Here is a 24,439-nt window from a genome sequence, read left to right as displayed (position 1 = left end):
CAATTAGCAATTAGCAATTAGCAAAGTTAAAAATTCCGCTTCTTTATGGAGGCGGAATTTTTGTTTAATTGTCATCCGAAGAAGTACAGATAACTACCGGGATGACTGAGAAATCCCTATATTTAGAATTCTACCTAATGCCGAAATTCCTAAATATTTTACTTTAGAAATTCATAGAATCAGAAATAAATTCAGTTTAATACTGCTGAAAAAATTAAACGGAGAGAAGTTCACAATAATAAAATTCTGTATCCCAGTTCTTTTCCTTTTCTAAGGAATCGTAAGATTTTTTATAAACCTCTCCGGTTTTAAAGCTTACCGAATTTTTAAAAATTGGGCCATCATATACGAAGGTATGAAATTCTCCGTTTTCGCCACAGGGATCAACATTCTCTGGTAGATCATTTAGAAATGACCGGTCTATCTTTCTTCCGCAAAAATCTTTGCTTAAATATTTAGAATTGGTGCACACACAAATAGCATGAAAACCACTATCTAAAAAAGTTTCCATTAGATCTTTTGTGTTCTTTTTCCATAAAGGAAAAACTCCCTTTAAGCCTACTTCTTTCAGTTTTGTTTCCCTATAATCTTTCAAATCTTCCAAAAAAATATCCCCGAAAATACTATGCGTATAGCCTTCAGATTTAAAACCCAAAAGCCTCTTTCTCATAAATTCGTCATATTTCTCTTTAGAAAATTCAGTAGGAATATTTAAAGTATGCAACGGTATTCCTATTTGTGCAGCCTGGGATTTTAGAAGTTCAATGGAAACCCCATGCATGGAAATCTTATTGGTTTCTGCATTGATGGAAGTCACCAGCATCGCTATATCAAATTCTTCACTTTGTTGAATCGCATATAAAGCGAGGGCCGAGTCTTTACCACTGCTCCAGTTTAAAAAAGCTTTCCGCATTATTCTATAAAACTTTGAATGGCAAGATTATAACTTTTTAATCCAAAACCAATAATTACACCTTTTGCATTTGGAGAAATAAAGGATTTATGCCGAAAATCTTCCCGGGAAAAAGTATTGGAAATATGTACTTCAACTACCGGCGTGGCAATGGCCTTTATTGCATCGCCTATGCCAACGGAAGTGTGCGTGTACGCCGCAGCATTTAGGATAATTCCGTCGAAATCCTTATCAGAGCTCTGAATTTGGTCTATAAGCTCACCTTCAATATTGCTTTGAAAATAAGACAATTCCACATTTCTAAATTTGAATTGTAACTCTGTAAAGTAATCTTCAAAACTCTTACTTCCGTAGGTATCCGGTTCACGGCTTCCTAAAAGATTCAGGTTTGGCCCGTTTATGATCATTATTTTCATGATTTAAAGATATTAAATTCGATTCATAAAAAAAGCAGGCCAATGGCCTGCTTTTTTCTTTATTGATTTTTAATGCCCTAGAACATAAACCCTAATCCAACCTGGAATATAGAATTATGTGCACCAGAATTTTCATAAACTTCAGTAAATCCATAATTATATCGACCATCAAAGAATAACCCACTATTCAATTTATACTCTAAGCCAACAACTCCATTTAAGCCGAAACTGTCAAAACGATCCTTATCAATATCGCCGGCATCATTCCTAGGTTGATAATCCAACTCTTCGTTTACCTTAAAGTTGAAAGACGGCCCCGCCTGGATACTTAAACCATCCAATACATAAAATTCCGCAAGTACAGGTACTGAAATATAATCAACTTGATATTCAATATTATCATCATTATCAAAAATATTATCTTCATCAATAGAAGCGAAATCATATCCTTGTGCAGAATATAGGACCTCTGGTTGAATTGAAAATTTATCACTCACAGGGATTTCTGCAAGTACACCAAAATTAAGACCGGTTCTTGTTTTTGGAGATTCAAAATAATCACCAGTGATCGTAGAGAAGTTCAAGCCTCCTTTAATCCCAAAATTCCAATATTCCTGTGCACTGGCACTACTTCCCAAACCTAAAATTGCGATTGCAATAAGTAAAACTGATTTTTTCATTGTTTTTGATTTTTAAATGTGAAGCAAATGTAGTCGGCATCCTGTTAATAAAAAGTTAGGATAGCTTAAAGTATTCTCAATACTCTTACTTCTAAATTTTATCTTTAACATATGAAATGGGACAATGCACTTAAAGATTATAAGCATTATCTAAAGCTTGAACGCGGACTTTCAAAGAATTCCATAGATAATTATTCTCTGGATGTGTTGAAATTGATGAAATATTTAAGTGTTAATGAAATTTCAGTAAGCCCGCTTAAAATTTCTGAAAAAACTATTCAGGAGTTTGTCTATAATGCCTCAAAATCCCTAAACGCCCGTTCTCAATCCAGGCTTATTTCCGGATTACGCAGTTTTTTTAGTTTTCTAGTTTTTGAAGATTATAGAAAAAGCAATCCCCTTGATCTTTTAGAATCTCCCAAGATTGGCAGGAAATTGCCCGATACCATCTCTATTGCAGAAATTGATAAAATTATCCAGGCGATTGACCTTAGCAAACCTGAAGGTGAACGAAATCGCGCTATTATTGAAACCCTTTACGGATGTGGCTTACGAGTTTCAGAATTGATCGATTTAAAAATATCTGACCTTTATTTTGAAGAAGGTTATATAAAAGTGACCGGAAAAGGGAACAAGCAACGATTTATTCCTATTTCAGACTATACCATTAAATTCATCAATATCTATAAAAGTGAAGTGCGCATTCATCTAAATATCTCTGCTGAAGCTACCGATACGTTATTTCTTAATCGCCGCGGGAAAAAACTTACCCGCGCTATGATCTTTACCATAACACGGGATTTGACCGAAGCAGCCGGAATTAATAAAAAAGTGAGTCCGCACACTTTTAGACACTCCTTTGCCACCCACCTTCTGGAAAACGGAGCCGATCTTAGGGCCATACAACAAATGCTTGGTCATGAAAGCATTACTACTACTGAAATTTATGTACATGTAGATCGCAGTCATCTTAAAAAAGTAATGGAAGATTTCCATCCGCGTAGATAGGTATTAAAGTTCTGCTAAACCCTTCCATATTTTTTATGCTAGCTCGCATTCTTCCTAACTTTCAGAAAAATTGAATTATGAAGAAATTGAAATTTAAGAACGGCGATCAACTTGATGCGATAGGTTTAGGAACCTGGAAATCTAAAAAAGGAAAAGTTACCGATGCGGTAAAAATTGCGCTGAATAATGGCTATAAGCATATTGATTGTGCGGCTACTTATGGCAATGAGGCAGAAGTTGGAGCAGCCTTTGCAGAAGTTTTTAAAAATGGCAAAATAAAACGTGAGGATATTTGGGTAACCTCCAAACTTTGGAATAATGCCCATTTAAAGGATGATGTAATTCCGGCTTTAAAGGAAACTTTAAAAGATCTAAAACTTGATTATCTGGATCTATATTTAATTCATTGGCCGGTTGCTTTCAAACCTGATGCAAAAAATCCTAAAGGTGCAGATGATTTTCTTTCTCTGGAAGAAGCACCTATTATTGAAACCTGGGAAGCCCTGATCGAAGCTAAAAAACAGGGATTGGTTAGACATATTGGAGTTTCCAACTTCAGTAAAGAAAAATTGAAAGACCTTATTTCGAAAACCGATGAAATCCCGGAAATGAACCAGGTGGAATTGCATCCTTATTTACAACAAAATGAGTTACTGGAATTTTGTAGCAAGCATGGGATCCATTTGACTGCCTATTCACCCTTGGGAAGTGGCGACAGGCCAGATGGAATGAAAGCTGATGATGAACCTTCATTGCTTGAAAATCCTGTAATTAAAAAGATCGCTAAGAAACATGGCGCCTCAGAAGGACAAATTTTGATCAATTGGAGTATGCAACGAGGAACGGCGGTCATACCAAAATCTACCAATGAAGGAAGAATCAAAGAAAATTTGATGAGTGCAGGTTTTCAGTTGGATGAAGATGATCTCAGAGAAATTGCAGGTCTGGATAAACATTTTAGATATGTGAACGGGAAGTTTTTTGAGCTTGAGGGAAATTCTTATTCTAACATTTATGATGAATAACTGGCAACTTATTTCTTTTGAAGTGCTCTAAGAAGTGCTCTAAAAAAATCAAGAACCTTGGGGCAAGTCCACGAGATATGAACTGGAAAATACTTTTAAAAATTCGAGGCAGCCTCGGGGAATTAAACCCTCAATGAGGGATTAAACCTCCCAGGTTTTGAAAAACCTGGCAGGTTTTTTAATAATATTGTCTTACCTAACCTATTTCAGTATTAATTTTACTTTGCCACGTTTACAGCACGTGTTTCGCGAATAACCGTAATCTTTACCTGGCCAGGATACGTCATATCCGTTTGAATTTTTTGAGAGATTTCAAAAGAAAGCGTAGCCGCTTTTTCATCACTTACTTTTTCACTTTCAACAATCACCCGCAATTCCCTACCCGCCTGGATAGCATAAGCTTTCTTAACCCCACCAAACCCGAAGGCGATATCTTCAAGGTCTTTAAGCCTTTGAATATATGAATCCAGCACTTGTCTTCTTGCGCCGGGCCTTGCCCCACTTATGGCATCACAAACCTGAACGATTGGGGATAACAATGAATTCATCTCTATTTCGTCATGATGGGCACCAATAGCATTACAAACTTCAGGTTTTTCACCGTGCTTTTCAGCCCATTGCATTCCAAGAATGGCATGGGGCACTTCGGTTTCTGTTTCCGGTACTTTACCAATATCATGCAGGAGACCGGCCCTTTTGGCCAGTTTCGGATTCAATCCTAATTCTGAAGCCATCACCCCACAAAGTTTGGCAACTTCCCTGGAATGCTGCAGGAGGTTCTGTCCATAAGAAGAACGATATTTCATTCTTCCAACCATTTTAATCAATTCAGGTTGAAGTCCGTGGATGCCAAGATCGATCACAGTACGTTTTCCTATATCAATTATTTCTTCTTCAATTTGATTCCTTGTTTTCTTAACTACCTCTTCAATACGTGCAGGATGAATCCTCCCGTCAGTAACTAGTTTATGCAGGGACAAACGTGCCACTTCCCTTCTAACGCTGTCAAAACAGCTTAAAATGATTGCTTCCGGAGTATCATCTACAATAATCTCAACTCCTGTAGCGGCTTCTAAGGCACGAATATTACGTCCTTCCCTGCCAATTATCCTTCCTTTTACATCATCGCTTTCAAGATTAAAAACTGAAACGCAATTTTCAATAGCTTCTTCAGTGCCAATTCTTTGAATTGTATTGATAATGATCTTTTTAGCTTCCTGTTGTGCTGTGAGCTTGGCTTCTTCAACCGTATCCTGTATTAGGGACATGGCATCGGTCTTGGCAGCATCTTTCAGGGATTCAACTAATTGAGATTTGGCATCCTCCGCAGAAAGCCCGGAAATAACTTCCAGTTGCTGTACTTTACTGTTATGAAGTTTATCAATTTCCTGCTGCTTTTTCTCTAAATATGCTACGCGGTGATCGTAATCGGCAACTTTATCCTCGAGGTCCTTATTTAATTTCTTGTTCTTTCCAAGTTCATTGGAAACCTGGGATTCTTTGTCCTTAACCCTTTTATCAGCTTCATTGATTTTTTTGTCTCTCGACAAAATCACCTTTTCGTGTTCAGATTTTAATTCGATAAATTTTTCTTTCGCCTGTAATATTTTGTCTTTTTTAATACTCTCTCCCTCGCTTTTAGCTTCTTTAACTATTGAAGCTGCTTCTTTTTTAGCGTTTGAAATTGTTGAAGATGCCTGGTTTCTTTCCAGCATTTTGGCGATTGCGAAACCAATGGCTAAACCAATTATCACCGCAATCACTATATATGTTATTTCCATGTTTTGATATTAATTAATAAAAAAAGCCTGTATTAGTTGGGTTTTGTATTAAACTCCTTTAAAACAAGTTTAGGACTAACAGATTGATCAAGGATCCGCTTTCCCCGAGGGGACACGGCCTGCTTTTACAATCTAGACTCATCCTTTTTAAAGAATTCGTGTTGAGTTTATCAAAAAAGCACTAATACAGGCAGTAACCTTATATATTTTAAGAACTTAAGCAGATAAGTGATTCTGCAGGAGATCATTAAGTGACCTTAATTTATCTTCAGCTTCAGTCAAATCGCTACTGTTATCAATATTTTTTTGCTCAGTTTGGGCAGCACATTGTAAAGCGCACATTGCCAATACATCCTGCTTATCCCTCACCGCGTAATTTTGCTCAAACTGTTTGATCATCGCTTCAATCTTTTTCGCGGCCTTGCGTAAACCTTCTTCCTGACTTGGCTGAATGGTTAACGGATAGACGCGATCTGCGATAGAAAGCTTTATTTTAAGTTTGTCGTTCATATTTTCGTTCTATTCAGATAATTGAACAATACACTGATCAATTTCCCGTATCAAACTATTTATTTTGAGCTTTGTTTCTCTTTTATGGTCGGTACTGCCAAGCATCGCATTTGCAGCTTTAAGTGTTTGAATCTGGTCTTTGGAATTTTGTAAATCATCTTCCATTTTTCCACATTCTTCTTTCGCAGCGTCTAATTCCTGTTGCAGGGATTCGTTTTGCAGCTTCATCATATCATATTTATGAAGCATTTTACTGATCCTATTCTCAAGATTATCAACTATTTCTGCAATTTCACCCATAAGCACAAAAAACGATGTGAACCCTTACAAAGTTAACATACGCTTTCAAATATCCCAATAGTTTTTCATCTGATTTTATTTTATAATCAACAATAGCAATAAAAGCCTGTGCGAAAGCAGTTTAATTTTGGCATAGTTTTGCCTAACTTTACTGCGAGGTTAAACCAGAATTTTCCCAGATCTATGACGCGAGCCAACCTAATTGTTATGTTACTGTGCAGTATTTTTACTCTTAACGCACAACAAAAATTTCCACAAGAATATTTCGAAAACCCTTTAAATGTTCCCATTGTCCTGGCAGGGAGTTTTGGGGAATTACGCTCCAATCACTTTCACAGCGGTCTTGATATTAAAACGGAACAACGCGAAGGCCTGGAAGTAAAAGCTTCCGCCGCAGGCTACATCAGCAGGATAAATATTCAGCATTATGGCTACGGAAAAGCTTTATATATTCAACATGCCAATGGTTACACTACAGTTTACGGACATCTTCAAAAGCTTGCTCCCAAATTTGAAGAATATCTTAAGCAGAAACAATATGCAAAAGAATCTTATGAGATTGAATTATTTCCAAAACCGGGTGAACTGGCCGTAGAACAGGGAGAATTAATTGCCTATAGTGGAAACACCGGAGGAAGCGGCGGTCCCCATTTACATTTCGAAATTAGGGATGGCAGCCAGCGACCCATGAATGCCCAGTTATTTGGTTTTGATATTGCTGATACCCGGAAGCCTTTGATCGAAGGCCTTTTCGCATACTCCCTTGATGAAGACGCTCATGTAAATAACTCTCAAGAAAGGCTAAGATTACCTTTAATTCCCCTACAGGATGGAAGTTATACAACACGGGAAGTACAGGCCTGTGGTGATATTGGATTTGGGATCAACACAGTAGATCAGCAAAATATGGCCCCAAACCGAAATGGCGTTTATAAGATGCAGGCTTCAGTAAATGGAGATACTATTTTTGAAGTCACCTTCGATAAATTTTCTTTTGCGGAAACCAGAAGGCTGAATCAGCTTATCGATTATGAATATTATCAAACCAATAATAACCGGATTCAAAAATTATTTAAAAACCAGAACAATCCACTAAGTATTTACGGTGACCTAAAAAATGAGGGAAAACTGAATATTCAGGATAGCCTGGATTATCAATATACCATCAAAGTAACCGATTTTAAAGGAAACGAGACCCTGGTAAGGATTCCCATAAAAGGAAGTTTCAGTGAAAATATCAATAAAAAAGTAGGGAATGAAACTCCATATTTGGCAAAAAGCACTCAATCTTTTTCAGCAAATGCAAATGGTATTGATGTTTATATTCCGGCAGGCGCGCTATATGATGATACTTTTTTAGAGCTTACTTTTGATCCTACATCTTTTGTGGTACATAAAGATGAAGTCCCCTTGCAGTCCAATATGACGATTGGCTTTGATGTTACGGAATATGCTCCGGAAGATCGCGAGAAATTTTTTATTGCCAGATTATCGCAATATGGACGCCCCAATTATTCTACTACCTACAAAAAAGGAAACAGGTTCTCGACAGCAACGAGAACTTTTGGCACATATAAACTGGTTGCTGATATCACTCCGCCTAAGGTAAGTCCGGTTAATTTTTATGATGGAAAGTGGATTTCAGAAAATGAAACGCTAAAATTGAAGATTACCGATGATCTTTCAGGAATTGAGTCTTTCCGCGCTACGGTGAATGGAAAATTTATCCTGATGGAATATGAATATAAAAATGCTACCCTTACCCATGATTTTTCTGATGGAGTTGTAACCGATACAGAAAATGACTTAAAAGTAATTGTTACCGATAATGTTGGGAATTCAACTACCTATACGGCTAAGTTCTTTAGAAAATAAACCGCTATGGACTGGAAGTCCATAGTTTTAAAATTAAAAAAGAAATACTTTTTAAAGTTAGCAAGTCATTCCGAATGAGGTACGAAGAGGAATCTCATTATTATAAGATTTCTCGTCACTCGTTCCTCGCTCTGTCGAAATGACAAGACGTTTATAGAAACTAAAGTAACTGCAATGAAATTGCAGGGTTTTAACCTTTAACTAGATAATAAAGAATAAGATTTTATTTTTTCTTTTTCAAAAATTCTGAAAATAATAGAAAAAGACCTGCCCCCATTAATCCACCTGCAATAAAGCTGGCCAAGGTATTCTCTATATAATATCGAATAAAAATGGCGGCTAAGATGAGTACAATAACTAGGATTCTAAGTTGAATTTTTGTAAAGTTAAACCTCAATTTTCTAAAAATTCTTTCAAGGTTTCAACCACATAATCTATCTCTTCCTTTGTATTGTACTTACAGAAAGAAAAACGCAAAGATGGTTTTTGAAGGTCTTCCGGGGAAAGAAAAGCGTTTAAAACGTGAGAGCCTTTATCACTTCCGCTTTGGCAGGCACTTCCTTTAGAACAGGCAATTCCTTTTAAATCCAATTGAAATAGCAGCATCAGCGCTTTTTCCTGACTACATGGAAGACAAATATTTAAAAGTGTATAAGTGCTTTTTTGATCGTCTGAACAATTACCATTGAATTTAATACCGGGAATTTCAGCCTGCAATTGCTCCTTAAAATAATTCTTTAAATCGATGACATAAGATTTCTCTTCCTCCAGGTGCTCGTAAGCCAGCTTCAAGGCCTCTTCCAAACCCACAATATTGTGCACGCCTTCAGTTCCTGCGCGATAACCCCGCTCCTGCTCACCTCCAAAAATCAAAGGTTTTAAACCTGAATTTCTTCTGATATAAGCAAAACCAACTCCTTTAGGGCCATGAAATTTATGTGCGCTTACCGCGGTAAAATCTACCGGAATTTTATCAAAATCCAGTTTATAATGACCAATGGACTGTACGGTATCGGAATGAAACAGCGCGTTATGAGATTTTACCAGTTTTGCCACCTTTTCAAGATCGATCATATTCCCAATCTCATTATTCACATGCATAAGGCTCACCAGTGTTTTTTGATCTGAAGCCTTTAACTTTGCCTCAAGATCATCCAGCAAAATATTTCCGCAGTCATCAAGAGCCACATATTCCACTTCCACATTAAAACACTCCTGCATTTGATCTACGGTATATAAAACCGCATGATGTTCGATTCTAGTAGTGATGATCCTTTCCACTCCAAGATCCCGAACCGCACTGTTGATCGCAAGATTATCAGCTTCAGTACCTCCGGAAGTAAAAACTATTTCTGAAGGTTTTACATTTAAAATTGCCGCAACCGTCTTTCTGCTATTTTCAACTAATGATTTAGCAGACCTTCCATAACTATGTGTAGATGAAGGATTTCCAAAATTATTCCTTAGAACTTCAGTCATTTTATCGATCACTTCTTCACGAAGTTGAGTGGTTGCCGCAGAATCGAAATAAGCTTTCTTCATAGTCAGCAAAATTAAAGGAAATAAAATAATTTTCCATAAGGCTTTCTTATAAGTTTGATTCCTTATTTTTGTTGAAAATGCTATTAAATGAAACGTTTCCTTGCCGCTTTCTTCGCGATAACTTTTATGCTTTCATGTGATGATGGAGAAATTACCGTTACTAATTTCGATTTTGAAGATAGTACCTTTAAATTCTGCCAGGGCACGAACAAAAATGTGATTTATGCTGTAAATAGCGACGAAACTAATGAATCGATTTCGCTTGAATTTTCTAACGTTTCCGGAATTACTATTGACGAAGATGGTAATTTTACTTTAGCAGATGGTCAGGAATCGGTAAGTTTTGCTTTAACCGGTAACAATAGAATCGTCTATCGAATTTATGAAGATGCTTTACCGGCTAATTATTTCTGCCAGGTAGTACCCCCCAGTAATGTCACTATTGTAGAAGAATGGTTAAGTGGTACCGGGGCGGTTGTAACCATAACCAGTAATTTTACCGATGAAACCGCAGATGCCGATGCGGATGGGGACGGGATCAAAAATATAAATGAAGGCTGGAATTCAAGTGGAACCGGACATTTAGATACTGACGGGGACGGAATTCCCGATTATCTTGATATTGATGATGATAATGATAATGTAATCACGAAATCTGAAACCAAAGCCAATACAGGTGAACCAATAACAGATGATGGTTATTTAGATACTGATGAAGACGGGATACCAAATTATTTGGATAATGATGATGATAATGATGGTGTCCCTACAAGATTAGAAGTAACCGAAACTGCCCAGGATTCCCCTGTAAGTTTTTCCAGTACCGGAGATGGGGTTTCAAATTATTTAAACCCGGAACAAACCAGTAGTTTTCAACATGATTTATACAGATCTCATGATATCACCAGAAATTATGGCTATACCATAAATGTCACTAACTTATTGCTGCAAAAGCAACAGGGTGATATGGAAACTATTCAGTATACCAATTATCGCTTTGGAAATCTTCAGGAAACAAATGTTGATTTTCCGCAATGCCCGGTGATAGAAGGAGTTATATTACCTTGTTCTGATGATACTACGGAAGAACCCGATACTACCGATGAAACAGGTACAGAAAATTAAGAATACTTAAGGATTCTGAAAAATATAGACTTCAGTAGCACCAAGGCCATATTTTTGATAATCGGCATCGTAATATTTTATATTTCCGTAGCGACCTAAAAGGTATTCCAGTTCCATTTTCAACACTCCTTCACCTACTCCGTGGATGAAAACAATCTTCTGAATACGCTTTTTTATGGCAAATTCCAGTTTATGCCTGGCCGTATCCAATTGCAAATTTAAAATTTCATGCGCGTTCATCGATCTGGTCGATCGAATTAACTGATTAATATGCAGGTCTACCTCCATGGGCGGAATGCCTTTTTCTTTCCTGCTATTTTTGGTAGAATTTGAATTTTTCTTCTGGGTTTTTTCCTTTATAATTTCTGAAATCACATGATCTTCCATATGCATATCATCAATATCATCCTCGATCTTTACCATATCTGCCAAAGGAAATTCCATGGAAAAACCTTCCGTGGTTTTAATAGTGGCATTACTTCCATTGATCTCTTCTACGGTTCCACTTAAATCATCGTCCAACAAGGAAACAAAATCACCAATTTCAATTTTCATAATAAATCTTATTTTTCGTCATTATTGGTATGGTCATCCTTAGTGGCAACCCAATAATTTGTTGCTCTATAAAGTCCGATCATTATTACAACCAGCCCGATAATTTTAAAATACGGACTTACATCTTCTGCAGAAATTGAGTAAATAAGCAAGCCTCCGCCAATAAGGATCAGGATGGTGTTGATCAACTGTGAATTATTCATTTTCAATGAATTACATTAATAAATTAATCTTTTCCGATTATTTTATTTAATAATTTTAAGCAAAGTTAGACGATTCATGAAGCTTCTCTTAAGACTTTTAGCACTTTTTACGATAAATCTGGGTTTTGCCCAATTATATGTTAGTCCGTCAAACAATGCTGATCATTTTATATATGTCAAAGATCGCCTGGTCTATGTGGAAAAGGGAATTGAAATGTATGCGAACAAGAATAAAGATGTGGAAGCTTCTATTTATCTTCGGAAAGACGCCCAGTTAATTCAGGGAGAAAAAAATTCCAACTATAATAAAGGTGACGGGAAAATTTCAGTTTTTCAAACAGGCACCTCTAACCAATATGATTATAATTTCTGGGGACTTCCTATTAAAATTCCTGATGGAAAGAATTATCTGCTCAATGATTTTATTTACGACCCAATGGGCAAAACAGAATCAAGACCTGCCAAATTAATTTCTGCCTTAGATGGAAAAAGCGATCCATTGAGTATTAGCGACCGGTGGTTATATAGTTTTTCAGGAACAGAGTATTCCGATTGGAATTATTTAGGAGATAATTTTCAGCTGCAACCGGGAGAAGGTTTTAGTATGAAAGGTGTTAGCGGCTATAATTTTTCTGAAATTGAAGGAGAGGCGATAAATACCGGCAATCGCCAAACCTATGATTTTCGGGGTTTACCCAATGACGGAAATATTGAGTTATCTATTAGAAAAGAGCAAATCCTATTAGTGGGAAATCCCTATCCTTCAGCGATAGATCTAAATAAATTCTTACTGGAAAATACCAACACTACCGGAATTGCTTATTTCTGGGATTCTGCAGAAAATGTGAATTCTCATTACCTGGCCGATTATGAAGGAGGCTACGGGGCATATTCTGCCGGAACCGGCATTTATATTCCACCGGTTTTTGTGAATTACGGGACGAATGCAACTGGCAACAATTCTGGCAAAATAATCCCAAGAAGATTTGCTCCCATAGCGCAGGGTTTTATGATCGAAGGTTCAAATGATGGTCTTGTTTCTTTTAAAAATAGTCACCGAATTTATAAAAAACAGGAAAATGGCATTTCTGAATTTAAAACTTCTGAAAATGAACTACAAAGTGTAAAATTTGAAATTATAACCAGTGATACCTATCATCATTTTCTGGCTCTGGCATTTGATCCAAATTCTTCTGAAAAAGCAGATCGGGCTTTGGATGCAAAGTCTCATAATGAAACGCCCAGTTTTGTATTCTGGAATATCGAAGATGAACATTATGTGATCGATGTACGGCCGAAGAAAGATGAGGATTTAATTCCGCTGAAAATTAGCATGGAAAAAAACGGACCTATCGAATTTAAAGTTAATGAGATGGCCAATTTTGATCCCGACCGAATTTTTCTGTATGATTCCAGAGACAATTTATATTTTGGCATCAAAACAGGAAGTTTAAAATTTGATCTGTCGGCGGGAAAATACGAAAACAGGTTCTTCATCACTTTTATTGAAAATCTTCCAGCTGTAGATAATACGTCAAAGGATAAGCCAGGCATTCTATCAGCAAAACCTCCAAATATTTTATTGAATACTATTGATATTTTTCAGAATAATGCTTTGGAGCAACTGGAAATAAGGATTTTATATGAAACAGATATAAAAGAAATAAGTTTGTTCGACCTCAATGGCAAAAGACTTTTCAATCAAAAATTCACTAAAAACGAAAAAGAATATTATCTTCCAACTGGAAACCTGAGCAATGGTATCTATATCGTAAAGGTTTTTACCAAAGACAAAAATGAATTATCTAAAAAAGTTGGTGTAAAAAATTGACCTCTCCTGAAGAATACATGTTACCCTGCCTGAACAAAACTGTTCTGGGGATAGATTGCACCGGCTGCGGGGCACAAAGAGCTGTAGTTTTTCTATTTAAAGGGGAATTCTCTGAAGCTTTCCACATGTATCCAGCCATTTACAGCATTGCATTTTTACTGCTTTTCGTAGGTTTCAACATTTTTGTAAAATTCAAATTTGACTATACCATAAAGCTGGGTCTAATAATTTTCAATGCGATCATTATTGCCGGCTCTTATATTTATAAAATGATTCATCTTTATCAACTAACCAATTAAATCAAAAATTATGGAAAGAAGAGAGTTACCCAATTCAACACTCATCCTGGTCTTCGGGATTTTATCTATTGTGGGATGTTGCTGTTACGGTGTTGCCGGTATTGTATTCGGTATCATCGCACTGGTAATGGCCAAAAAAGCAATGGAGCTTTACAATGCTGATCCTGATCTTTATACTGGCTACAAGAATGTGAAAACAGGGCGTATTCTTGCGATTATAGGACTTGTGTTAAGTGCTATAAGCCTTATTACTTCTATCGTTATGCTTATTATTTATGGTGGATTAGAAGGTATGGAAGAAATGCAACGTGAGATCCTGGAGAATTACGGAGGATAATTTTCTTATAAGAAAAACTGTCTAAATTTAGACGTCATCCTGAATTTATTTCAGGATCTAAACAATTAGAAGCTGAACTTGTTTCAGCTTGACGAAACTTCTAAATCTAGACAGTTTTTATTTTGTAGAAATATTGAGGTTACTTTTCAAATTTCTTCAATGTATCTGTAATAATATTAACGCAATCCCTCAATTGCTCTTCAGTCATCACCAAAGGCGGAGCGAATCTTATAATATTTCCATGCGTTGGTTTAGCCAAAAGGCCATTTTCCTTCAATGCCATACAAATATCCCAGGCGGTAGAACTTTCCGCAGAATCGTTTATAACAATCGCGTTCAGCAAACCTCTACCCCGCACCAGGTTTACAATACTGGACTCCCTGATATAATCATCAAGCAATCTTCGGAAAAGATTCCCCAATTTTCTCGCATTCTGAATTAAATGTTCATCTTTCACCACATCTAATGCTGCTACAGCAACGGCTGCAGCTACAGGATTTCCTCCAAAAGTAGAACCATGCTGCCCGGGTTGGATCACATTCATAATTTCATCATCTGCCAATACTGCTGATACCGGATAATTCCCTCCTGAAAGCGCTTTTCCCAGAATCAGGATATCAGGCCTGCTATAGGTCTCCTGCCTCTCACAATGATTTTCACAGGTACAATGTCCGCAAACCGCAAGTAAAGATCCCGTTCGTGCAATCCCGGTCTGGATCTCATCTGCCATAAAAAGAACATTATGACGATTACAAATTTCTTTGGCTTTCATCATATAATCATCAGCAGGAGTATAAACCCCGGCTTCACCCTGTATTGGTTCTACTAAAAATCCCGCAATATTTGGACTGCTTTTAATCGCTGCCTCCAAAGCTTCAGGATCATCATAAGCGATCTTAATAAATCCCGGGGTATAAGGTCCAAAATTCTTTCTTGCATCTTCATCATTTGAAAATGAGATAATTGTGGTCGTCCTTCCATGAAAATTATTTTCACATACGATAATCTGAGCTTCGGCTTCCTTTACACCTTTCTTTTCATATGCCCATTTTCTGGCAATCTTGATTGCGGTTTCTACAGCTTCAGCTCCAGTATTCATTGGTAGCAACTTATCAAATCCAAAATATTCCGTAGCATATTGTTCATACCCACCCAATACGTCATTATGAAAAGCCCTTGAAGTAAGGGCGAGTTTTGACACCTGCTCATGTAAGGCATCCACTATTTTTGGATGACAATGTCCCTGATTCACTGCGGAATAAGCCGACAGAAAATCGTAGTATTTATTACCTTCAACATCCCAAACATGCACGCCTTCTCCCCTGCTTAAAACAACCGGTAACGGATGATAGTTATGAGCTCCATGTTGGTCTTCTAATTGAATAGCTTCCTGTGAAGTTGAAATCTTTGGTAATGGCATTTGTTATTTTTTAATTTATCGTTTCCTATTCCTTCTTTTTTTAGCTGAAAATTGATAAAAATGGAGAGAAATCATCCGTTTTTTGAATTGTCGCAAAATACTAAATGTTTGAGTAAAATTTCAAAGTGTGCTTCCCTAAATCTTGTTAATTATCCTATTTTTGCGCCATGGGCAGAAAAAACCGAAAAGTAATTCTCAGGGAAATTGAAGTGATCGATGCAGGCGCGAAAGGCAAAGCTGTTGCCAAAGCTGAAGACGGGAAAATTGTATTTATCGACAACGCGGTTCCCGGCGATATTGTAGATGTGCAGACCTTCAAAAAAAGAAAAAGTTACTTCTATGGTTCTGCCATACATTTCCACAAATTGTCAGAGAAACGAACTACTCCGGTTTGTAAACACTTTGGAACCTGCGGTGGCTGCAAATGGCAAAATATGGAGTATCAGTTTCAACTGGAATACAAGCAAAAAGAAGTTGAAAACAATTTACGGCGATTGGGTAAAATTGAACTTCCCGAAGTTTCTCCAATTCTGGGCAGTGAAAAGATTTATTTTTATCGTAACAAAATGGAATTTTCTTTTAGCGACAGCAGATGGCTCACCCAGGATGAAGTAGATAGCGGTCATGATATATCCAATCGCAATGCTTTAGGTTTTCATATTCCGGGTATGTGGGATAAGATCCTGGATATTGAGAAATGTCACCTTCAGGAAGATCCCAGTAATGCCATTCGAAATTTTGTAAAAATCTTCGCTACGGAAAATGATCTTGATTTTTTCAATACCCGAAATCAGGAAGGATTATTAAGAACGCTCATGATTAGAACTTCTTCCACAGGAGAAATTATGGTGCTCATCCAGTTTTTCAAAGAAGATAAAGAAAAAAGGGAATTATTGCTGAATGCCCTTGCTGAAAAATTTCCGGAGATTACTTCGCTTCAATATGTGATCAACGGGAAACCCAATGATACCATATATGATCAACAGGTAATTTGTTTTAAAGGCAGGGATCACATTTTTGAAGAGATGGAAGGACTTACTTTTAAAATTAATGCCAAGTCCTTTTATCAAACAAATTCAGAACAGGCTTACAATTTATATAAAATCACCCGCGAATTCGCTGATCTAAAAGGTGATGAATTAGTCTATGACCTTTATACCGGAACCGGTACTATCGCCCAGTTCGTGGCGAAAAATGCCAAAAAAGTGGTAGGTGTTGAAGCTGTTCCGGAAGCGATCAAAGATGCCAAAGAAAATGCGGAACGAAATGGAATTACAAACACAGAATTTTATGTGGGCGATATGAGAAAAGTTTTTAACGAATCTTTTATCAATAAACATGGCAGGCCAGACGTTATTATAACCGATCCTCCACGTGATGGAATGCATAAGGATGTGGTGGCTCAAATTATTGGTATCTTGCCGGAAAGGATAGTATATGTTAGCTGTAATTCGGCGACACAGGCACGAGATTTAGCCATGTTGGACGAGCATTACAAAGTAACGGCCACGAAGGCAGTAGATATGTTTCCGCAGACACATCACGTTGAAAATGTGGTTCGATTAGAAAGAAGATAAATGAAAAATAAGTTTTACCTCTTACTTTCCATTATATGCATCACTTTGGGTTGCCAGCGTGATGATATTTGCGCTGAAAGTACAGCCACCACTCCCCGATTGATTATCCGGTTTTATGAGAGTGTGGATCCTTTTGATTTGCAGGCACCTCAAAATCTTAGTGTAAAAGCTATAGATGTTGATAATTACGTAACCAATAATGGAACTACATATTATCGCTATAGTCAGGATAGTATTGCTATTCCTTTGAAAACCAATGCAAATACTACAGAATATATTTTTACTTTGAACACTCCCGACAGCACCAATACGGATGCTGAAGATTTAAGTATTACAGATACGATTCGATTTACCTATTCCCGTGATGAAGAATATTTAAACCGGGCATGTGCCTTTAAAGTAGATTATAATGGACTTAGTGTAAATACTACGCAAAACTGGATACAAAGAATCCAGATAGAAGAAAATACTGTAGAAGACGAAATCCAGGCCCATGTATCGATATTTTTTTAGTTTATTTCTTTTCATATCGGTAATTGGTTCCGGCTTTTCGCAAACTGCCCAGGTTGCAGATACGACAAATTATAAGGAAAAATTTGGGCTACGCGTGGGGATAGACCTAAGCAAACCTTTGCGAACCATACTGGAGGATGATTATAGCGGAATTGAACTTTTAGGAGATTACCGAATTTATAAAGATTATTATTTAGCGGCTGAATTGGGTAATGAAAAGATCACTTTCGACAGTGAAAATATCCTCACTACTACCAGCGGAAGCTATATCAAGCTTGGTGGCGATTACAATGCATACGATAACTGGGAAAATATGCAGAATAGTATTTTTGTGGGTGTCCGTTATGGATTTGCTACCTTTTCCCAAACCCTTGAAGGTTACAGGATCTATTCCAGATCAAGCTACTTTGGCCCTGATTATCGTACTGATGCTGTGGAGGAAAAAGGACTTACCGCAAACTGGCTTGAAGTGATTGCAGGAATCAAGGTTGAATTGTTCAATAACTTCTTTCTTTCAGCTAACGTTCAGCTTAAAAGATTGATTGGTGAAAGTACGCCGCGAAATTTTGATAATCTCGCCATTCCCGGATTTGGAAGGACCTATGACGCGGGACAATTTGGTGCGGGATACAGCTATGCCATTTCTTACCTCGTGCCTATCTTTAAAAAAGACAAAGACTAACTATCACTCTCTTGCTTACTTTTCTTTTTAGAACCTTCGTACAGTACATATTTTAATAATCTTCCTTCCATTGGCCCGTTAAAGAGTTTAATTTTTCTGGAAGCGCGAAGCCCTACAGATTTTATCGCATCGAAATTGGTCGTAATAAACCAGGCATGTGTCCCCGGATAGTTCTGTTTTAAGGTATCGCCAATTTTTCCGTAGAAGTCTTCAATATCCACTTCCAGTCTTTCTCCGTATGGCGGATTGAAAAGTATATGCAAATAACCTTCAGTTTCCTTCGAAGTTTCGAAAAAATTCTTCTGCTCTATTTTAATAAATTCTGAAAGGTTCGCATTTTGAACATTTTCTTCTGCTTTCATTACTGCGGAAGGCGCTTTGTCGTAACCTTTAATCGAAAAATGAAAATCCCTTACTTTTTTTAAGGCTGAACTTTCAATTTTTTCAAAAAGCTCCTCGTCCCAATCCTGCCATTTTTCGAAGGCAAATTCTTTTCGGTTTAAATTGGGGGGAATATTACAGGCGATCATCGCCGCTTCAATTAAGATCGTTCCGCTACCGCACATGGGGTCCAGGAAATCGCATTGCCCGTCCCAACCAGACATTTTCAGCATTCCTGCCGCCAAAACTTCGTTGATAGGTGCAATATTGGTAGAGGTACGGTAACCTCTTTTGTGCAATGAATCCCCTGAACTATCAAAAGAAACATTACAATTATTATTTTCAATATGAATGTTTATTCGCAATGTGGGAAAATCCAGATCTACATTTGGCCTTTTTCCAAATTTCTCCCGGAACCTGTCCACGATTGCATCCTTGCATTTTAAAGCGACATATTGGGAATGTGTAAAAATTTCAGAATGCACCGCGGAGTCTATGGCCAGGCTTCCATCTACATCCAAAAAATCTTCCCAGGGCAATCTTTTTATCTGGTCATATAATTCCTCTTCAGAATTTGCTTTAAAACTTTCATATGGTTTTAAAATCTTGATCGCTGTGCGCAGACACAAATTGGCCTTGTACATAAAACCCTTGTCCCCAACAAAACTAACCATGCGGTTTCCTTCTTTGATGTTTGTTGCACCAAGGTCCAGAAGCTCTTTTGCCAGGATAGATTCAAAACCATACAGGGTTTTGGCGATCATATTGTAGTTACTCATATTTCAACTTTAAAGAACCACAAAAATAGGTTAATTTTGTGCGAATGAATAATAATTGCCGGTAAGTTCAGCGTGGTTTGATACTGCCAGCCCAACCAAAATTTTAGATTGTATTCAAGTTTTATAATTTATTTGCTCCCGATTTTAGCCGTAATTATCGGGTTTGTAATTTCAAAATTTTTAAAGCCAGATAGCAGCTCCGGTTTTAAATTATTGCTTGCATTTAGTGGCGCCTATTTATTATCTGTCACCGTTCTTGATCTCATTCCGGAAGTTTATTCGTCTAACCAGAAAGATATTGGCGTATTTATTCTCTTAGGATTGCTACTTCAAATCATTCTGGAGTTTTTGTCTAAAGGGGTGGAACATGGCCATATTCACCACCACGAAACTAATCGAAATTTACCCTGGATCATTTTGATAAGCTTAAGCATACACAGCCTTTTAGAAGGATTCCCGCTAAATGAAGACAACCATTTATTGAATGGTGTGGTAGTGCACAAAATTCCCGTTGCGGCGATCCTGTCTATTTTTCTTATTCAGAGAAAATTAAGCAATATGAAAATTGCTTTAATATTAACCGTATTTGCAATGATGACTCCGCTGGGAAGCTGGTTAAAAAATAATATTTCTATAATGTCTGAATATTCCTCTTATATCAATGCCGTGGTAATTGGTATATTTCTTCATATTTCCACAACTATCTTATTTGAAGCTTCAAAAAACCATAGTTTTAACGCTACTAAATTAGGCGTGATCATCTTAGGTATTCTCTTAGCTTACTTTATATAAAATTTCATTCGGGAAAGAACTAAAAAAATTCGCCAGGAATTTTGGATCCTTACCTGGGGAAATGCTTTTCCAGCTTTTAAAAGCTTCCATCAAATCAGATTGTTAATCAAAAGTGAACTGCTGCAGTCCCTTAGTAAAAAATGTTATGCCTACTTCGAAATTTTCACCGTTTTATTTCGAATAATGGGAGATGCCCAAAAGCTAATGAAAAGTATATAAGCCAACGGAACAAATATCAACATCATTCCTGCTTTTAAAGAATAAATATCTCCAAGAAATCCAATAATAACCTGGAAAATAGCTCCACCCATTATTCCAGACATTAAAATTCCTGCTACAGATCCATGGTGCTTTTTTATTGAATTTAAACCCAGTGATATTATAATGGGATACATGACAGAGAGGAAAAATCCGCATGCCTGGAAAGAATAATAGGAAATATTTTTTGTTGCAAAAATCCCACAGGCAAAAGAAATTATCGCCATAGTTGTAAAAATCCTTAAAACCAACTTACTATCAAGAATTTTCAAAAGAACCAGGCCAAAAAGACCACCAATTGTCATTAAGCCCCAAAAACGGCCCACGGCTATTGCACCGGTTGTTTCAAAATTAAAACCATGGTAAATTTGCAGGAATTTAGACATCCAAAAAGAGATTCCCTGTTCTGCGCCTACATACATGAAAATACCTAAGAAGTATAACCTTACTGTAGGATTCTTAAAAAGCTTTAAATAAGTTTTTCGATCGCCAACCTTTTCTTCATCCCTTAATCTAATTCTGGGTAGTTTCATAAAGTAAATGCTAAGAATCATCCCTAAAGCTAAAATGGCAAAAAGCCAGTATATGGAAATCCAGGCCATATCCTCATTTTGAATATTTTCAAAAAAATGAAAGGTATTGCTATTAATGACGAGATAAGTATAGACCATGGGACTTATAAAAGATGCCAATCCAAAGAACAATTGTGCTAAGACAGAATTAAACGCATAATGCTCCTCTCCACCAGCTACCCGCAATAAAGGATTAATAACGACCTGTAAAATTGCCATTCCGGTACCAATGGTAAACAGGCTTAATAAAAATACCCAAAAGAAGGGAAAAATGGCAAAAATAATTGAACCCGAAAAAGCCAGGCTAAAGCCGGCAAGCATTAAAGGTTTTTCTCCGTACTTCTCTAATAAAAATCCTGCCGGAATAGACATAATCCCATAAGCGATAAAGAATGAGAATGGAAGAAAACCGGCCATGGTTTCTGTAAGCTCAAAGCTTAAACTTGCGCTTGGGTTTAAAGCCCCCAGAATATTAGTGAGGAAGGATATTACAAAAAAAGTTATAAGTATGAGAACTACAATTTTATAATTGCGTTGCATAGGCATTAATTTTCTGTAGAAGATTTCCGCACGTCATCGAAATACTGATTTTGTAAATTCAAAGTTTCAGTATCTTCTTTAATTGACTTTAATGCTTTGGCGATAGAACTCACCTGATGATCAGTAATGAGCTTTCCTAATTCAGCGGTACCAGTCTCGCCCCGGCCTGCATAATGCTTGGGAAAAGAAGCATACCACCAGATTCCTCTGTATATATTAGGAATATTTTTCAATCTCATTTGATCTTTTCCAGATTCAGAAGTAGATTTTTCCATTTGCACTAATTCAGGTCGAAGATATAGAAGTTCTGAAGTCTCTCTTTCTCCAGCATGCATGTCTCCAGCAGCATCAGATGTTCTTTGGGCTGCTAGCTTCTTTTCATATTCGGGATCTCCCTCTGGATCATAAAAATAAATGACATAATCCCTTTGGCTTTCCATTTGGTTTTGCACAAAATATCTCAAAAAGGAAGGATTACCTCCATGTCCATTGATGATTAGAATTTTATTAAATCCGTTTCTGGCGATCTCTTTACAGGTTGCCTCTAACAATTTCATCGTTAAATCACTAGGTAAAGAAAAGGTACCCTGAATGTGTCTCGCTTCATTCACCTGGCCATAAAAGTAATCTGGGAAAATTACGGCATATTCCAAATCAGAAACTCTTTCAGCCCATTCCTTTGCACGAATTAAATCGGAACCAATAGGGCCCTGAGGGCCGTGTTTCTCTAAAATTCCTATTGGCAATATAATAGTACGTTTTGATTTTTCTAAAGCCTGTGGCCAATCACTTGCCGTTAACTCCTCCCATTTACTGGGAATTTCCTGGGAAAAAGAATTTAAACCTAGGATTAAAAAAATGAAAAGAATTCTCATAAATACTATTTAAAAAATTAAAGCATAAGTTATGATTTATTTCAGAAAAAAGAAATGCTTATAATTTCTAATGGAAGCCATAACCAAACTATTAAAAATTCAAAAATGATCGATAAAAAAAGACTGCCATGTGGCAGCCTTGTAAAAAATTTTTTATTTGAAATTTTTTACAAACCTAGAAGGCCTGTAAAAGAAATTTGAAGGTCTACTTCAGAATTTGATTTTACCGTAAAACCGTTTAAGTTCAAATTGCTTAAGGTAGTTGCCTTGATCATTCCAGAAAATTCAAGTTTGCCATCCTGGTCATCATCAGAAAAAGAGGCAAAATGCAACTCATAGTCACCTTCCTCCAGGAAGTGTATTTCAAAATTCCCATTAGATTCAGAAACAACCGAACTACTTACGGCATTACCAAAACGAATCCCTTCACCGTTTGCATTATCTTCACTCTCGTTAAAAGTATCTTTCTTATAGGCAAATGCAACTACAGTCTCAGAGTTAGATTCGCTCAAATTATCCACACTCCCTTTCACAGTACCGGTATTTATGGTATTTACCGCCCTAATATTATTCTCTAACTGACCTTCTGATACAAAAGAATAATTTTCACCTTCTTGCTTAAGACTCTTTCTAAGGTCAAAGTCAAGTACTATCTCATTTTGGGCAGACTCAACAATCTCTACCTGATCTTTAATATTGATTTCTGAGGCAGATGAAATTTTCTGTTTTGTTCCACCACGGGTCCTAACATAGTTTCCAGGTCCACTTCCTGAAGTATCGGTATCTGAAAGAACCAGTACAATATCTGAAGTTGTACCAGACTGGAGGTTTAATTGTCCCAATAATTCGGTACGTCCTTTGGTGAGGCTACTAATTTCCAGTGTTGTTTTACTAAATCCTTCAATAGCCTTTCCATTAACCTTAACCTCGGAAACTGTTATAAAAACAGCTTCCACATTTGCCTCATCTACAGGGGAATCCGTGATGTAAACAGCTGTTGGATTACTTTCGCTTCCACTGTCAGGATTCCCTATAGAATCATCTTCTGAACATGAAACGAATAAAGCTAATCCTAATAATAATCCTAGTCTACTTAAATTTTTAAATAGCATAAATAATTTAATTTAAACGTCTTTTTTTAACGTTAGTTAATATCCACTAATTTAATCTGGGGTTTGTAATGGATAAAATTTAGATTTTGTTTCAGGTTATATAAACGCAAGCACTACACCATTATCCCTTAAAATTTTCTTAAAAAAGATACTTTTCTTACATTGAACACTTTAAAATCCTTTTAAGTTTTATACAAACAAGCTTAAATACCAAAAACATAGCTGAAAGACTGTAGAACTGTGAATTTTTTTCAAACAACTGTAGAAATATGCTGCAATCACGTTATTCTGTAAAGAATTCGGAAATATGCGCCAGCTTTTAAGTTTGTTTTATTTAATAAAAAAAGGTCTATAGATTTAAGAGGATAGATCACCCTTCATTTCACGGCATAAAAAAACCCCTTGAGTTAGACTGAAGGGGTTTTGATTATAAAAAGAAGGCGGCGACCTACTCTCCCACGAGGTGCAGTACCATCGGCGCTAACGGGCTTAACTTCTCTGTTCGGGATGGGAAGAGGTGAGCCCCGTTGCTATAGCC

Annotated in this window: 25 protein-coding genes, 1 rRNA gene and 1 other RNA gene; 11 read left to right on the top strand and 16 right to left on the bottom strand. The window is 36.8% G+C overall.

The genetic code is table 11. The features are described 5' to 3' along the window. Window positions 1–214 precede the first annotated feature (214 nt). From DHD80_RS18525 to DHD80_RS18515, 3 genes are all read right to left on the bottom strand, one after another. Window positions 215–913 carry a diphthine--ammonia ligase gene (locus DHD80_RS18525; RefSeq protein ID WP_251742958.1) on the bottom strand — a complete coding sequence of 233 codons (699 nt, stop codon included), beginning with the start codon at window positions 911–913 and terminating at the stop codon, window positions 215–217. Next, window positions 913–1,329, bottom strand: a complete 417-nt coding sequence (aroQ, locus tag DHD80_RS18520; protein WP_251742957.1) for a type II 3-dehydroquinate dehydratase — start codon at window positions 1,327–1,329, stop codon at window positions 913–915. Before aroQ ends, DHD80_RS18525 begins: the two co-directional genes overlap by 1 nt. A gap of 77 nt (window positions 1,330–1,406) precedes the next feature. After that, the gene (locus DHD80_RS18515; RefSeq protein ID WP_251742956.1) at window positions 1,407–2,009 is read right to left on the bottom strand and encodes a porin family protein; all 603 of its coding nucleotides are present in this window, start codon (window positions 2,007–2,009) and stop codon (window positions 1,407–1,409) included. Between the two features lie 111 nt (window positions 2,010–2,120). On the opposite strand from DHD80_RS18515, the gene xerD reads away from it, so the two are divergent. Further along, window positions 2,121–3,017 (top strand): site-specific tyrosine recombinase XerD, encoded by an 897-nt coding sequence (xerD, locus tag DHD80_RS18510; protein ID WP_251742955.1) that lies wholly within the window; start codon window positions 2,121–2,123, stop codon window positions 3,015–3,017. A gap of 77 nt (window positions 3,018–3,094) precedes the next feature. After that, window positions 3,095–4,042 carry an aldo/keto reductase gene (locus DHD80_RS18505; RefSeq protein ID WP_251742954.1) on the top strand — a complete coding sequence of 316 codons (948 nt, stop codon included), beginning with the start codon at window positions 3,095–3,097 and terminating at the stop codon, window positions 4,040–4,042. A gap of 218 nt (window positions 4,043–4,260) precedes the next feature. Here the strand turns inward: DHD80_RS18505 and rny are convergent, their stop codons facing one another. The 4 genes from rny to DHD80_RS18485 form a co-directional block, all read right to left on the bottom strand. After that, complete coding sequence (gene rny, locus DHD80_RS18500) at window positions 4,261–5,823, bottom strand: ribonuclease Y (protein WP_251742953.1); 1,563 nt, start codon at window positions 5,821–5,823, stop codon at window positions 4,261–4,263. A gap of 50 nt (window positions 5,824–5,873) precedes the next feature. Continuing rightward, a non-coding RNA gene (gene ssrS, locus DHD80_RS18495) (6S RNA) lies at window positions 5,874–5,990 on the bottom strand. 49 nt (window positions 5,991–6,039) lie between these two features. Next, a complete protein-coding gene (locus DHD80_RS18490; protein ID WP_251742952.1) occupies window positions 6,040–6,333 on the bottom strand; it encodes a cell division protein ZapA in 294 nt (97 codons plus the stop codon). A 9-nt stretch (window positions 6,334–6,342) separates the two neighbouring features. Beyond that, window positions 6,343–6,633 (bottom strand): Atg14 domain-containing protein, encoded by a 291-nt coding sequence (locus DHD80_RS18485; protein ID WP_251742951.1) that lies wholly within the window; start codon window positions 6,631–6,633, stop codon window positions 6,343–6,345. 207 nt (window positions 6,634–6,840) lie between these two features. Between DHD80_RS18485 and DHD80_RS18480 the strand changes: the two genes are divergently transcribed. Next, window positions 6,841–8,508 carry a M23 family metallopeptidase gene (locus DHD80_RS18480; RefSeq protein ID WP_251742950.1) on the top strand — a complete coding sequence of 556 codons (1,668 nt, stop codon included), beginning with the start codon at window positions 6,841–6,843 and terminating at the stop codon, window positions 8,506–8,508. 393 nt (window positions 8,509–8,901) lie between these two features. Here the strand turns inward: DHD80_RS18480 and DHD80_RS18475 are convergent, their stop codons facing one another. Beyond that, window positions 8,902–10,050 carry a cysteine desulfurase family protein gene (locus DHD80_RS18475; RefSeq protein ID WP_251742949.1) on the bottom strand — a complete coding sequence of 383 codons (1,149 nt, stop codon included), beginning with the start codon at window positions 10,048–10,050 and terminating at the stop codon, window positions 8,902–8,904. A gap of 87 nt (window positions 10,051–10,137) precedes the next feature. On the opposite strand from DHD80_RS18475, the gene DHD80_RS18470 reads away from it, so the two are divergent. Beyond that, window positions 10,138–11,175, top strand: a complete 1,038-nt coding sequence (locus DHD80_RS18470) for a hypothetical protein (RefSeq protein ID WP_251742948.1) — start codon at window positions 10,138–10,140, stop codon at window positions 11,173–11,175. A 6-nt stretch (window positions 11,176–11,181) separates the two neighbouring features. On the opposite strand, the gene DHD80_RS18465 is transcribed toward DHD80_RS18470, so the two are convergent. Continuing rightward, window positions 11,182–11,730 carry a Smr/MutS family protein gene (locus DHD80_RS18465; RefSeq protein WP_251742947.1) on the bottom strand — a complete coding sequence of 183 codons (549 nt, stop codon included), beginning with the start codon at window positions 11,728–11,730 and terminating at the stop codon, window positions 11,182–11,184. 8 nt (window positions 11,731–11,738) lie between these two features. After that, a complete protein-coding gene (locus DHD80_RS18460) occupies window positions 11,739–11,933 on the bottom strand; it encodes a hypothetical protein (RefSeq protein WP_251742946.1) in 195 nt (64 codons plus the stop codon). Between the two features lie 76 nt (window positions 11,934–12,009). On the opposite strand from DHD80_RS18460, the gene DHD80_RS18455 reads away from it, so the two are divergent. Genes DHD80_RS18455 through DHD80_RS18445 form a run of 3 tightly spaced genes read left to right on the top strand, consistent with a single transcriptional unit; the run spans window position 12,010 to window position 14,400 of the window. Continuing rightward, window positions 12,010–13,764 (top strand): T9SS type A sorting domain-containing protein, encoded by a 1,755-nt coding sequence (locus tag DHD80_RS18455; RefSeq protein WP_251742945.1) that lies wholly within the window; start codon window positions 12,010–12,012, stop codon window positions 13,762–13,764. Next, window positions 13,761–14,063, top strand: a complete 303-nt coding sequence (locus DHD80_RS18450; RefSeq protein WP_251742944.1) for a DUF2752 domain-containing protein — start codon at window positions 13,761–13,763, stop codon at window positions 14,061–14,063. Before DHD80_RS18455 ends, DHD80_RS18450 begins: the two co-directional genes overlap by 4 nt. A gap of 10 nt (window positions 14,064–14,073) precedes the next feature. Next, entirely contained in the window at window positions 14,074–14,400 is a 327-nt protein-coding gene (locus DHD80_RS18445) for a CCC motif membrane protein (RefSeq protein WP_251742943.1), read from the top strand. A gap of 139 nt (window positions 14,401–14,539) precedes the next feature. Here DHD80_RS18445 and rocD read toward each other — a convergent pair whose 3' ends face one another. Continuing rightward, window positions 14,540–15,820, bottom strand: coding sequence for an ornithine--oxo-acid transaminase (gene rocD / locus DHD80_RS18440; protein WP_251742942.1), 1,281 nt, complete (start codon window positions 15,818–15,820; stop codon window positions 14,540–14,542). A gap of 167 nt (window positions 15,821–15,987) precedes the next feature. On the opposite strand from rocD, the gene rlmD reads away from it, so the two are divergent. The 3 genes from rlmD to DHD80_RS18425 are packed head-to-tail and all read left to right on the top strand — an operon-like array spanning window position 15,988 to window position 18,592. Beyond that, on the top strand, window positions 15,988–17,397 hold the full coding sequence (rlmD, locus tag DHD80_RS18435; RefSeq protein ID WP_251742941.1) for a 23S rRNA (uracil(1939)-C(5))-methyltransferase RlmD: 1,410 nt from the start codon (window positions 15,988–15,990) through the stop codon (window positions 17,395–17,397). After that, entirely contained in the window at window positions 17,398–17,910 is a 513-nt protein-coding gene (locus DHD80_RS18430; RefSeq protein WP_251742940.1) for a DUF6452 family protein, read from the top strand. Then, window positions 17,891–18,592, top strand: coding sequence for a DUF6048 family protein (locus DHD80_RS18425; protein WP_251742939.1), 702 nt, complete (start codon window positions 17,891–17,893; stop codon window positions 18,590–18,592). Before DHD80_RS18430 ends, DHD80_RS18425 begins: the two co-directional genes overlap by 20 nt. Here the strand turns inward: DHD80_RS18425 and DHD80_RS18420 are convergent. Further along, the gene (locus tag DHD80_RS18420; RefSeq protein WP_251742938.1) at window positions 18,589–19,752 is read right to left on the bottom strand and encodes a THUMP domain-containing protein; all 1,164 of its coding nucleotides are present in this window, start codon (window positions 19,750–19,752) and stop codon (window positions 18,589–18,591) included. The genes DHD80_RS18425 and DHD80_RS18420 overlap by 4 nt on opposite strands. 108 nt (window positions 19,753–19,860) lie before the next feature. Between DHD80_RS18420 and DHD80_RS18415 the strand changes: the two genes are divergently transcribed. Then, the gene (locus DHD80_RS18415; protein WP_251742937.1) at window positions 19,861–20,544 is read left to right on the top strand and encodes a ZIP family metal transporter; all 684 of its coding nucleotides are present in this window, start codon (window positions 19,861–19,863) and stop codon (window positions 20,542–20,544) included. 149 nt (window positions 20,545–20,693) lie between these two features. Here DHD80_RS18415 and DHD80_RS18410 read toward each other — a convergent pair whose 3' ends face one another. The 4 genes from DHD80_RS18410 to rrf form a co-directional block, all read right to left on the bottom strand. After that, a complete protein-coding gene (locus tag DHD80_RS18410; protein WP_251742936.1) occupies window positions 20,694–21,914 on the bottom strand; it encodes an MFS transporter in 1,221 nt (406 codons plus the stop codon). 5 nt (window positions 21,915–21,919) lie between these two features. Continuing rightward, window positions 21,920–22,789: a creatininase family protein gene (locus DHD80_RS18405; protein WP_251742935.1), complete on the bottom strand. Its 870-nt coding sequence runs from the start codon at window positions 22,787–22,789 to the stop codon at window positions 21,920–21,922. Window positions 22,790–22,956: 167 nt separating this feature from the next. Next, complete coding sequence (locus tag DHD80_RS18400; RefSeq protein ID WP_251742934.1) at window positions 22,957–23,901, bottom strand: DUF4382 domain-containing protein; 945 nt, start codon at window positions 23,899–23,901, stop codon at window positions 22,957–22,959. 435 nt (window positions 23,902–24,336) lie between these two features. Beyond that, window positions 24,337–24,439 (bottom strand): 5S ribosomal RNA (gene rrf, locus DHD80_RS18395); the annotation flags it as partial.

The organism is Gramella sp. AN32 (assembly GCF_023718305.1).
GTDB lineage: Bacteria > Bacteroidota > Bacteroidia > Flavobacteriales > Flavobacteriaceae > Christiangramia > Christiangramia antarctica.
This window is presented reverse-complemented; position numbering and strand designations above follow the sequence as displayed.